Consider the following 11,676-nt stretch of genomic DNA (forward strand, 5'->3'; position numbering starts at 1 on the left):
TTAACATAATCATTTTTATTGAGACGACCGTTTTGATTGAGATGATGTCAGCTGACTGCGCGCTAGGAGGATCACAGGCAATGTCCCTGCCAGCACAATTAATAGTGCCGCAATCGCGCCCTCTTCATAGGTTCCTCGCGCTGCCTCTGCATATAATGAGGTTGCCAACGTCTCAAAATTCACCGGACGTAAAAGTAATGTGGTCGGCAACTCTTTCATCGCATCCGCAAAAACCAATAAAGCACTGGTGACAAGTGCCGGACGTAATAGCGGAAGGTGCACTCGAAAGAACGTTCGCAGCTCGCTTTCCCCTAACAGCCTTGAGGCTTGTTCCATACTCGGCGGAATACGGGTTAACCCAGCATCAATCGCCCCAATGGAGATCGCCATAAATCGAATTGAGCAGCAGATAACCAATAAAATTCCCGTAGATAACAGCGGTAATCCTCGAAAATCCAATAGCTCCGCCAGAAAATTATCCAGCGCCATACCCGGTGTTAACAAACCAATCGCTAATACCGTTCCTGGTACTGCATAACCCAGCGACGCAATTTTCATTAAGGCTCGTCGCCATTCTTGAGATGAACCAGAAATTGCACTCGCTCTGGCATACCACGCTACCACAATGCTCACCAACGTCACCACGACGGTGACACCCGCCGCTAGCAATAATGAGTTTTGTAGTGATTGCAACAGGCTGCTTGAGATTGTCATGCTGTCACTGATGCGTTTAAGGCTTTCCCATCCCAAAAAAAGTGCCGGTGCTAAAAAGCCTAACACCACCGGTAGCGCGGTGACACACGTGGCTAATATAGCTCGCCATCCAGTTAAACGCGATGGCAAGATCCCACGCATTTGCCGCCCAGTACTGTAACGCTGATTTTTTCGACCGTAATATTCTAACGCTAACAGCAAGATAATCACTGTTAACATCGAGCAGGCAATTTGCGCCGCAGCGGGTAGATCAGAGCGAGTCACCCATGTGGTGTACACCGTCACGGTCAATGTATTCACACCTAAAAATTCCGATGCGCCGATATCATTGAGGGTTTCCAGCAGAGCGAGGCTAGTACCCACTACTAAGGCAGGTCGCGCCATAGGTAACGCCACTCGGAAAAATGTTCCCGTGGAACTGAGCCCAAGGGTTCGAGCCGCTTCCAGCAAATGGGCTGGCTGGCTCATAAACATGGCTCGCATGGTCAAGTAAACATAGGGATAAAGCACCAGACCCAGCAGCAAAATGGCGCCCGTCATCGAACGAAGATCAGGAAGGCGGAATTGGCGCGGCGAGTCGTACCCTAACACGCTACGAATAAATTCTTGAATCGGTCCAATAGGATGCAGTAAATCTAACCATGCAAACGCTACAATGTAGGTTGGCATCGCAAGGGGCAGTAGCAGCGCCCAGCTAAACAGCTTTCGACCAGGAAAATCAAACGCGGTCACCAGCCAGGCACACCCCGCCCCAATGGTCATCACCATGGCACCAACACCCAGCAGTAAAATTAAGGTATTTAAGGTGGCATCGGGAAGCACATAGCGCATCAAATGTTCCCAATGGCTGAATCCAGAGCTTGCGGCCAGACCCAATAAAAACAACAAAGGGGTCAGAACGCCAAGCGTAATGACCACCACGGAAAGAGTTAATGGCGAGAAACCGACGTGCGGCAGCCCGAAAGCCCCGCGCGTAGAGGTTAAGCCAGTTTTATTGATCGAATCCAACTTTATCTACCAACTGACTCGCTTGTTTACGGTATTTCACAATTTCAGTAAGTGGGAGGGTATCCACATTGATTTCCCCAATTGCGTTATTGATAGTGGCATCCAGTGGAACGCCTTTGCGAATTGGGTATTCATAGTTTGCTTGCGCGTACAGCTGTTGTGCAGGAACAGAAACCAGATATTCCATCAACTTAACCGCTTCTGCTTTATGAGGAGCATGGCGCGCAACGGCTGCACCAGTGATGTTGACGTGCGTACCGCCATCGGTAAAGGTTGGCTGAACCACTTTGATAGCATCTCCCCATTTACGTGCGTCAGTGCCCTCTTTGGCATTTTTCATGTGACCCACATAGTAAGAGTTCGCTAAACCGACATCGCAGATACCGCCAAGGATATCACGAGCGACATCACGGTCTCCGCCCGTTGCTTTACGTGCTAAGTTAGCTTTCACACCGCGTAACCACGCTTCCGTTTTCGCTTCACCGTCGTGGGCAATCATTGCTGCCACTAACGCTGTGTTATACGGGTGCTGGCCTGCGCGGATACAAATTTTGTCTTTCCATTTAGGGTCGGCTAAATCTTCATACGTGATGCTAGTTAACGGTAAATCTTTTTCCGCATACAGCACTCGAGCACGCATCGATAAACCAAACCATTGGTTATCTTTGTCGCGTAATGAAGCTGGAATAGCATCAGTTAATACTTTTGAATCAACAGGCTGCGTAACACCTGCTTCAACTAAATCGATGAGGTTACCCGCATCCACCGTCATTAATAAGTCTGCGGGAGAGTTTTTACCTTCCGCTTTGACGCGCTCTAACATGCCGTCTTTGACATAGACAGTGTTGACGTCAATGGCAGTTTCTTTAGTAAAGGCATCCAGCAGTGGCTGGATCAGCCCCGGCTCACGAGTGGTATATAACGTTAGGGAATCTTTTGCCATGGCAGGCAATGCGCAGGTAACAATAAGCGATGAGGCCAACGTAATTAAACGCGTTTTATTACGTAAAAAATACATTTTTTTCAACATGTTGCTATCTTCTCCAAGGTGAAGTGATGCTTAAACTAGTATATTGAGTATTTTTAACTGGTCGAAAAAAGTATATTGATAACCAATCTCGTTTGCAAATTATTTTCATCGGTTAATAATACGCATTAATGATTATTAAAATTTATTTATAATTTATTATTTGGCATTTATTCTTTTTTGAAGGATTTTTTGTGGGTGGTCTGCGGTCTGTATTCAGAGTTTGTAAAATAAAATCCAAGATTACCAAAACGATAATGATGACCATATTCTACAATAATATTAATAGGTTGAGGTCTCTGTGATGGGAAAATGATAAAAGATCTACTGCTCCCCTATCACAACGGATCATCCGAATTTCTGCTGAGCATATGAATCTTTATTTAACGCAAAAAGGCTCAAGATATTTCTTCTTGAGCCTTTTCATCTATCTAATTCAATTCACTAATCGTACATAAATGTCACGCCAATCACCGACTGCACTTTCCCTGCCGTCACCTGACCTTGGGTTCTTGAATATCGCGCGCTTAGTCCTAAGTTCACCGCTGAACTTCCTACTCGACCTAACTGAACGTTTTGGTTTGCTGGAATTGCATTACCATTGCGAACCATTTGGATCCCTACTCCTTTTGCGGCATTAGCACCAGACAGTGTATTAGCAAAAATATTGCTGCTCGTATCGGTTGTTCCCGTTAAATAGTAGGAGATATTTTGGCTCGAAGCACAATAGATAGATAACGGTACCGGCTGAGCGCTTCCTGGATATTCCGGTAAGTTAACGACCACATTACGCGAAGAAACATCACAACCACCAATAGGCACCACAACATCATTGTTGGCATACAAATTCCATGTAAAGGTCGATGTATTGACGTTACCGCCCCCTACTATGTTAGAACCAACTTGGTACATTACCAATGTCGCAAAGTGGGTTCCTCGGTTAACCACTACACCTCCCGCCGCAGAAATTGGAGTTAAATACAATTGGGTATTCCATGCTGTGTAATTGCCCGATGGAAAATCTTGCTGGTGAGTTGGGTTAGTCAAAGGGAACGTATAGCTTGAGCCATAATACCGTAATGAGCCTCGAAAGTTATTCAATACTCCACCATAAGCGGAACCACGGATCATGTTCACTTGGTCACGTCGCGCTGATGGGTCATCGTTCTTACAAAATATTGAATTCGATAAATCGACCACTAAGTTTTGACCAGCTTGAACACTTGGCTGCAAGTTAACATACGCATTGGCAGTCACTGGGCTTTGTGTGTAGCTTAAAACGTTTCCTGTTGAGTCGTAACAGGTAAAAGCATACACCGAAGAAACACCGGCAAAATAGATAAATGCGTTAATAAAGATTAATTTAACTAGCTGTTTTATATTCATAATATTGCTCACAGATACGTGTAGGTGACATCAATTGCCGCTTGGATGGTGCCTTGTGTCGCCCCGCCTCTCACCGATATTGCCCTTACCTGTAAAGGAAAACTGGTTGAAAGCGTTGCATCGCTGACTGGCATGCGTTTTTGTGCGCCGTTATTTAAGTTATTACCCGATGAATCTTGAAGTTGCAGCTGGATATTGCCTGCCGTACCTTGGTTTTTGTAGTATCCCACCGAATCAGCGACACCTTTAAAGGTCGCCATAACCACTGATGTACCAACAGGGCAATTGGTCAAATCCAACGACACCGTATGCCAATCCGATGCTGATCCCGGAGAGGTTAAATTGAACGTGTAAAGATCACCCAAATCCACATTGGCCGTCTTAGTTGATACCGTACAAGGCTTTGCAACAACGCTCCCATTGACCGTCACAGTTACGTCAGCCGCGTGTGTGGAGGTTATTGATGAAGATAACAGCCCCAAAAATAAAGCTGTCATCATTGTTGATTTATACGTCATTCATCGCATCCTCTATTTACTGGAATTCAAGCGTAAATGTGGCGGTTGCTCGAATATGCCCTGCCGTAACGGGCAATTTTGACGCCATTAAACGTGCATTGAAATTGAGCGTATTGGCTTTTCCTGCCACTAAAGGCGTCCATGCAATATTATTTGAGTCCGCATTGAGGACTAATGGATTTTTAGCACTGTCTAAAATCTGAATACCAGCCCCTGTTGCATTTGCGCTGCCGGGTTCTAATGCCAACAAGGTTTTGTTACTCGAGTCTGCAATACCGACAAACCCAACTTTGACTGCCGTTACCGCAGAACCGCAAGGTGTTAGCTCAATACGAAACGGCACTGTTGGCGTCACTTCCCCCACTGAGTGCAGCTGTTTCACCGCATTCAGGAGCAAATCCACCACTTGATTTTGTGAACCAGGAGCCACGGCACAAGTGTTATCTCGTACATTGCCTGTAATGTTAATGGTGCTATCCGCCGCCAATGCATTGGAACACAAGCACAAAGAGGTCAACATTGAGGCAAAGAAAATATTCGATTTATCAAACACTATGGGCTCCTTAGAGGCACTCGGCACTATACTTACTGAGGATTTCATATTGGCTTTCTGCTGGCAGTGTGTAATTGACCTTACACTGAGCATCCGCCCCATCTCCCCAACGTGCGATTAATTGTCCGGTTAACGGCAAACCAGTTAAGTAAACTTGCCCATCTTCCGCCACAATATTGCCACCACTATTTTCACCAGAAGAAACAACCGAGCCGAATGGCACCGGTTTTCCATGGCGAGTTAATGTCATCAGCACTTTGATCCCAACTTTCGGTTGGAAATCAGCGCGAACGACAGCGCCACGAGTTGGCACCACATTCAGAACGGGATCATCCAGATCCACGTTATTCGCTAACGTATTGGTATTCAAAGCAATACGGTTTTCACGATATTCAGTGGCATAAGGTAATACCGCATAGCCCCGCCAGTCAGTCTCAACCCCCGTTTGGTTTTCGACTTTCACATGTCCCGCACCTGGCGCTTTCACTAATACCACGGTATCGTTCATTGGCTGGCTCAGCGTTAATCCATTTTCATGAGCTAAGACGCCCCCACTCAAACCGTAGTAAACTTGGCGAATGTTATCGGCATAGCTATAACCGACGTTGGCATTTCCATAAGCCCCGCGATAGTTCAGTGACGTATAGCCTGTCCCCGAAGAGTTACCTTGTCCACCGCCTGCATACCCAGCTTGAACGCTATAACTTAAGTTATTGTCTTCCAATAACGTTCCGTATAAACCGGCGGTGTTGTTTACGCGACCTTTGAGATCGTGAGAAACGTTGTAACTTGCGCTGGCATTACGCCAGATAGACTGACTGTCTGAACGTAACCAATGGCTAAAGGGAATGTTGACGTTCAATGCCAGCATTTGGTCGTTGCCATCCTGCCATGAGTTTTTGGACAGACTGTAACTTAATCCCCAACTAATCCCTTTAATCAGGGTGTTAATCCCTACCTGTAATTGCTTATCCGCTTTACTGGTATTCCAATACGTTTCATGACTTCCCGTCACATACATAGTGGATTGCTCACCCAACTGCTGGGTTAGAGTTAACTGAATTTTTTCGCGCTTGTTATAAGCTAAGTTGTAATAGTCAGAAAACTTAGGTGTCACTTGGATAATGCCGTCTTGCGTCGCAAGGTTATACCCTGACATCCGTTTGTACGTCGTATCCGCAAATGAGTAGTAACCCTTTGTTGAATACCGATAACCCGCCAGCTGAATAATCGTGCCCGTTTCATTCAGAGATTTGTTATATAAGAAACGAATTGACTGACCTTGATGGTTGCTATCATCCGGTAATTTGGCATTGGCATGGGTAATATCGATAGATAGCGCCCCAAAGACACCGATATTTTTACCTATCCCTGCGTTAAAAGCTTGGTAACGATTGGCTAACTGAGTTCCACCATAGAGCGTCCAGCCATATGACAAACCGTGCAGTAACGTGGTTTGTAAGAATGTCGGTTTTTCCTGATTGCCGCTTCCCGAACGGTAATCCCCTACAGTGACGGCATATTGTGTATGCCCTTCACGTTGGAGCAACGGAACGGATGAATATGGCACGGTGAAGCTCTGTACGGATCCATCCGCTTCCGTGATAGTCACATGCAAATCACCACTATTTCCCGCAGAATAGAGATCGTTAATCACAAACGGTCCCGGTGGGAATGTGTTGCGATAGATCTCATAGCCATTTTGCTTAACAGAGACATCCGCTGTACCGCGAGCGATCCCTCGGATCACGGGCGCAAATCCTTTTTGGCTTTCAGGCAGCATATTATCGTCCGAGGCTAATTGAATGCCTCGGAAGTTAACACTGTCGAAAATTTCTCCCGGAGTGTAGCTATCACCCAGTGTCAAACGAGAGCGGATCACATTGATGCCACGCTCTAAATAGGTATTGATATGCTCCCAGCGAGTTTCGCTATTTGCTGTGCCTGTGCTGTGGCTCCATGTGGAGTTATCCCGTAAGCGCCACGCACCAAAGTTTAAACCACTTTGTAGATTCAAATAGTTATAGCTACTGTGCTTTCCGTCTTGATTACGTGCGCTGCTTCCCGTCAGGCTATAGTTTAAAATCCCTGCCGTGATCCCTGAATCCCAAAGTTCTGGAGGAATAAAACCTCGCGCTTTGTCTTTCATAAACAGTTGTGGAACGGTGATATATAACCGTTGCAAGCCCACATCAAATCTCGCCGTTGAATCCTTCACGGTGGATGATAATGGTTCACAGGTATCTTTGGGCTTCGTCTGTAATTCTGGCAGCGCTAATGTATTGATCCCCATCTTGGCCAATTCATTAGGCGTCAAACAAGGGGACAGCTGTTTATCATTTTTATCCAGAACAAAATTCACATCCCGGGTGAGTAAATAGCCATCATTAAGATAAACATCAACACGATAAGTCCCTTCAGGAACTTCTTGCCCTTGTTCAAACGCAGATAAATCTGCGACTGCTGAAGGATCATCCGCTAAGAAACGAGGGTTAAAATATAACTCTGCCGTCACCCATGTTGGATAAAGGCATGCGCCTATCAAGAATGCCAGCGGAACCAAAGGAAAATGGCGTTCGAATCTGCATCCCAAAAATGATCCTTTTTTTGAAATTAATAGCCCTTTTTCAGATGTCAGATGTGACATGTCCCCTCCGCTCAACAATGTTGCTCAGCAAATTTCCAATTTGGAATGATGTTTAATTATTTTCGAGAAATAAAAACGTAAGTTTTTACTGCATTTTTCCTGTCATTTTCGGCGTTAGTGCGCCGTAATCATTAATGGTTTGGTAGCTAATAGCACCATTTCCATTGGAAGGAACATTCACTGACGCATCACCAAATGGAGGAACAAGCACGTTATCCAATTTTGCTGCACCGATTTTTAAATCTGTAACTGTGGCAAAATAAGGCGTTGGGTTAACCACAATCAGTGAGCTACCTTGGCGCTTAAAGCGTAATTCTTCAGCCACTTTATCCGGCGCAATAGAGAGACCTGTAGGACGGTAATACAATTTAATGCGGCTAATAATCGCTAACTGCAACGTATTCTCGCTCATGTTCGCTTTGTCCATTGCTGGAATCGCTTTCACATTCAGCCAAAACAGCGTTTCTCTATCTTTCGGTAATTGGTTATTGGTCGCATCAATAATGCGCAATGTATTTTCTTTAACGCCTTTCATCGTAAAAAGAGGCGGAGTGATCGCAAATTGGCTATCTTTTTGACCATTGGCATTTTCAACCCACGATTGGATCAGAAAAACGCCCTTTTCATCATTATTGGTCACGGCAAGTTGAACCTGCTTTTGATCCGCAGGATAAATCACTCGCGTTGCACCTAATGCAACACCTGCATAAACCTGAGTGGATACGGTCGAACAGAGTAAAAGTAATAAGGCGGTAATGAACTTATATGTTTTTCTGGTTTTCATGTTTACATCTGTCCTTTTTTTACTAAAAAATGAAATAAATATGTCACTGTCTTTTTCGATATTTTTATTCATAAGTCAGTGAGAATAGTGCTTGAGCATTCGCTTTTCCGCCCATGATGTTCTCGCTTGTCGAGCGATACTTAGCAACAAAGTGCAATGTCATATCCCCATCACGCAGATTCGCCACTTTGAGTGGAGCACTATTCACCGGAATTAAGGTATTTTTTGAATCAAAAATGGCAACTCCCACACCTTTCGCGGTGTTAGGCCCATCACCGATGGAAAAAATATCTGGGTTCCTTTCATTAGCCACACCGTTGAAGGTAATGGATACATACTCGCTAACTGCATTGCTACACTCTCGGAGGTGAAGATCAAACGCCGTCGGTGCTGAATCTTGACCTGGAGCCTTGAATGCATTGGTGCGCACTTGTCCCATATTCACTACCAAATTACGGTCTGAAGTTTCAACAGTGCAGCCTTCTGCAATTAATTCCCCTTGAAAGCGCATCCCACCACCAGGAAGTTGAACTTTCCATTTATTCCCAGCTTGCAAAAATGGAGAAAACAGAAGGAGTGAAACTGCCAGCAGCTCTCTCATAAACTTCCACCTTTTGGTTCGTGAATAAAAGCCATCCTTGGCTTATCAAATGGGATATCCCTAATCCTTTTTAGTGATTACTCGTATTGAACAGCGAAGGTTGCATCTGCGTTAGCAACACCAGCAGTTGTTGCACCCAGTGCGAAGTAACGAGCTTGGAATGGCAGAACGTTTGCACCGTCATTCAGAGTGATAGGGTTACTGAATGTTGCACCATCCAGACCCAGAGGCGCGCTCTTACCATCTAAAATTTGGATACCAACGTTAGTCGCTGCACCTGAAGCTGAAGAAGCTACAGATAAAACAGTTGGGTTAGTTGCATCTGCAGCAACACCGGTAAAGGCAACTTTTGCAGAAGTAGCAACTGTTGTATCACAGTCGTTTAATTGGATGTTGAAACCAACAGAACCACTGGTATCGCCCAATTTAGCTAATTTAGCTGTACGAACTTGACCTAAACGAACAGTTTGCTCTACAGAACCAGCATCAACAGCACACGCTGCATTCACTAGCTCACCTTTAAAGTGTACCTGGCCGCCGTTTACGGTTGTTGTTGCAGCCATTGCAGCGACTGAACCTAAAGATAAAGCTGAAATAACAACAAGTGCTAGTGATTTAACTTTCATAATATTTCCTTATGTATATTTATTAAGTACAACTTGATAGAAAAAAACAAATACAGACTTCATGACACCATAATTAAAACGACCGAATTTAATTAAATTGCCTAAAACAATTTAATTAAATTTGAATGATTTTAAAAAATAAGGGTCTGTCACTCTATTTTCGAGTGTTTGTATACACTAGAATCAAACAGATACTTCATTTTTTCGAAGAAAACATCAATATCTCGACTACTCATCTCAAGTGCATTAAATAGTATGATAAGCTTGTCAAATGATATATTATTCACACCGTTTTCATATCGAGATATTTGCTGTTGGCTTACATTAATACGCTTTGCCAATTCACTTCCTGTTAATCCTGTGCGCCTACGGTAGTCTTTTAACATCCTGCCAATATTATTTGATAATGGTTCATAGTCTCGCATTTCAAACCTCTCAGATCATATTTCGCTGATTATTTTTTTATATTATCGATATAGGAAAATACGCTTCAGCTGTTATTAAGTTATAGAATTAAAACTGTAGTTAAAAATTGTTTTTTTCGATCGAAAAAGAGCTATTTGATATACGCAGGCTATCAATCATAAATATTAATTCATTTAAATCAATAAATAATCAAATATGAGTAAAATAATAAAACATAAAAATCAACACTTTATGAGCATCTAAAAATACCAAAATAAATAATTGAAGATATTTCTTTAAATGAAATAAGGCGCGCATAACACGATATACATGTTAAATAGACACAATAATTTACAATAAGGACCATTATATAAAAATAAAACCGTTAATTAATGAAAAGCAATAACCACAAAATTACAATTAATTCGCAAAGATAAAAATAAAAACAAATCAAAAAAAGATAATCAATATTAGAATATCAAATAATTTATAATAAAACAGCATAAAATACCAATAACCCCAAAACCCCAATTACGAGTTGAAAACAACTTTCAATAAAAACAAAAAACTAAATTCATTATAGCCGCATATAAGAATAATCCTAGTAAGAGTTGAATAAATATGTAAGTAATTATTACACCCACTATTTCACCTTTATTTCGTGTTTTTGATTATATTATTTAAATTAAATTTAATAATTTTATAACTTATAAAAATAAGGATTTAAAATTGTAGGGTTAAAATATAAAAAACCTAGTCACTATTAAAATGAAAATTGTTTACATGTATTTATGAATTTGAAGCTAACCATTGAGCATTAAAAATAGTTTAGAACTCGTAATGTATAGAGAACGATAATCAATGCAAAATAGGATATGCAGACTGAGGAGTGAGTAGAGAAGATCCATCTATTAAAGACGTGCATTTTATGATGATGCATCGACCATATTCCCCCCATAATCATAGTCAATATTGCAGCTACTATTATTCTTTAGATTATGGTGGCTGGACTATCTTCACGTCCTCATTGAGCACTTGAGCTACGCATTTCCCCTAACGTAGTCAGCTTGCCTTAGCACGTCGAAAAGCTTTCCTTCTCGCGGTTCCCCTTTTTCCTTATTTAAATAAAGAAAGATTATTTTTTATTCATATTAATAGAGCGCAAATAAATATTATTAAATACCTATACCTTAATAAGTGTTTTTATACATAAAAACGCCTATTAGTTGTTTTATAGTTTCAATTTAAGACTCTCTGGTTTTTATTATTCTATTTTTTCTTTTTTTTACAAATTTTTCATTCATCAATACAAATTCAATTACACATCATATCATTCCAGACTTAGTAAACAGCAAAAAAACAGAGTAAACATCCGAATTTAACACAATAATCAACATTATATTTCAT

General features: G+C 42.3%; 10 protein-coding genes. All 10 read right to left on the reverse strand.

Features of this window, described 5'->3' with window-relative positions:
* Positions 1 to 15 precede the first annotated feature (15 nt).
* A complete protein-coding gene (locus GKR71_RS10995) occupies positions 16 to 1,722 on the reverse strand; it encodes an ABC transporter permease (protein ID WP_154609640.1) in 1,707 nt (568 codons plus the stop codon).
* Positions 1,706 to 2,740, reverse strand: a complete 1,035-nt coding sequence (locus GKR71_RS11000) for a Fe(3+) ABC transporter substrate-binding protein (RefSeq protein WP_036952248.1) — start codon at positions 2,738 to 2,740, stop codon at positions 1,706 to 1,708. The genes GKR71_RS10995 and GKR71_RS11000 overlap by 17 nt, the downstream gene beginning before the upstream one ends.
* Positions 2,741 to 3,193: 453 nt before the next feature.
* Positions 3,194 to 4,135, reverse strand: a complete 942-nt coding sequence (locus GKR71_RS11005; RefSeq protein WP_154600064.1) for a fimbrial protein — start codon at positions 4,133 to 4,135, stop codon at positions 3,194 to 3,196.
* Positions 4,136 to 4,143: 8 nt separating this feature from the next.
* On the reverse strand, positions 4,144 to 4,635 hold the full coding sequence (locus tag GKR71_RS11010; RefSeq protein ID WP_036952250.1) for a fimbrial protein: 492 nt from the start codon (positions 4,633 to 4,635) through the stop codon (positions 4,144 to 4,146).
* 34 nt (positions 4,636 to 4,669) lie between these two features.
* Entirely contained in the window at positions 4,670 to 5,173 is a 504-nt protein-coding gene (locus tag GKR71_RS11015) for a fimbrial protein (protein WP_036952253.1), read from the reverse strand.
* Between the two features lie 43 nt (positions 5,174 to 5,216).
* Entirely contained in the window at positions 5,217 to 7,853 is a 2,637-nt protein-coding gene (locus GKR71_RS11020) for a fimbrial biogenesis usher protein (RefSeq protein WP_154634287.1), read from the reverse strand.
* Positions 7,854 to 7,938: 85 nt separating this feature from the next.
* Entirely contained in the window at positions 7,939 to 8,637 is a 699-nt protein-coding gene (locus GKR71_RS11025) for a fimbria/pilus periplasmic chaperone (protein WP_036952256.1), read from the reverse strand.
* A gap of 64 nt (positions 8,638 to 8,701) precedes the next feature.
* A complete protein-coding gene (locus GKR71_RS11030; RefSeq protein ID WP_154609646.1) occupies positions 8,702 to 9,238 on the reverse strand; it encodes a fimbrial protein in 537 nt (178 codons plus the stop codon).
* Between the two features lie 77 nt (positions 9,239 to 9,315).
* Positions 9,316 to 9,864 (reverse strand): type 1 fimbrial major subunit FimA, encoded by a 549-nt coding sequence (gene fimA / locus GKR71_RS11035; RefSeq protein ID WP_036952127.1) that lies wholly within the window; start codon positions 9,862 to 9,864, stop codon positions 9,316 to 9,318.
* A 149-nt stretch (positions 9,865 to 10,013) separates the two neighbouring features.
* Positions 10,014 to 10,289, reverse strand: coding sequence for a helix-turn-helix domain-containing protein (locus tag GKR71_RS11040; RefSeq protein WP_036952128.1), 276 nt, complete (start codon positions 10,287 to 10,289; stop codon positions 10,014 to 10,016).
* Positions 10,290 to 11,676 lie beyond the last annotated feature (1,387 nt).

Origin of the sequence: Providencia sp. wls1922 (genome assembly GCF_009706505.1) — a bacterium.
Lineage (GTDB): Bacteria > Pseudomonadota > Gammaproteobacteria > Enterobacterales > Enterobacteriaceae > Providencia > Providencia lanzhouensis.

Excerpts from the sequence above, each read along its gene's own strand:
- GKR71_RS11000 (WP_036952248.1), bottom strand. The coding sequence starts at position 2,740 with ATGTATTTTTTACGTAATAAAACGCGTTTAATTACGTTGGCCTCATCG.
- GKR71_RS11005 (WP_154600064.1), bottom strand. The coding sequence starts at position 4,135 with ATGAATATAAAACAGCTAGTTAAATTAATCTTTATTAACGCATTTATC.
- GKR71_RS11010 (WP_036952250.1), bottom strand. The coding sequence starts at position 4,635 with ATGATGACAGCTTTATTTTTGGGGCTGTTATCTTCATCAATAACCTCC.
- GKR71_RS11015 (WP_036952253.1), bottom strand. The coding sequence starts at position 5,173 with ATGTTGACCTCTTTGTGCTTGTGTTCCAATGCATTGGCGGCGGATAGC.
- GKR71_RS11020 (WP_154634287.1), bottom strand. The coding sequence starts at position 7,853 with ATGTCACATCTGACATCTGAAAAAGGGCTATTAATTTCAAAAAAAGGA.
- GKR71_RS11025 (WP_036952256.1), bottom strand. The coding sequence starts at position 8,637 with ATGAAAACCAGAAAAACATATAAGTTCATTACCGCCTTATTACTTTTA.
- GKR71_RS11030 (WP_154609646.1), bottom strand. The coding sequence starts at position 9,238 with ATGAGAGAGCTGCTGGCAGTTTCACTCCTTCTGTTTTCTCCATTTTTG.
- fimA (WP_036952127.1), bottom strand. The coding sequence starts at position 9,864 with ATGAAAGTTAAATCACTAGCACTTGTTGTTATTTCAGCTTTATCTTTA.
- GKR71_RS11040 (WP_036952128.1), bottom strand. The coding sequence starts at position 10,289 with ATGCGAGACTATGAACCATTATCAAATAATATTGGCAGGATGTTAAAA.